The sequence below is a fragment of the Alkalibacterium sp. s-m-28 genome, assembly GCF_054658175.1.
Genome location: NZ_BAAGIQ010000406.1, coordinates 1 through 255, shown reverse-complemented (window position 1 = coordinate 255; position 255 = coordinate 1). Strand labels below are relative to the sequence as shown.

1 pseudogene is annotated in these 255 nt (G+C 41.6%); it reads right to left on the bottom strand.

What is annotated here, in order from left to right:
- Positions 1-255 (bottom strand): annotated as a pseudogene (locus tag ACYQ4S_RS12780) (IS5/IS1182 family transposase); the annotation flags it as partial.

Here is a 255-nt window from a genome sequence, read left to right as displayed (position 1 = left end):
GTTCCTTGTCTGCTGTGTACACTTTAAACTGACGCGTATATCCCTGTTTATCCACACGTGTGCTGTAGTGGGTAAAACTAAACCGCACACCGTCCAGGTCGGTATAAGCATCTTCTATTTCGTCATATGACCAATTATCCCGGCGTTTCGGATCTTGTTTATATTTTTTCTTTTGTTCTGCGTTATACATGCCGTAAGGGATCAAAGGGATCTTTTCATAGTCATCGATGATGGATTCATAGTTTTCTTCACTGC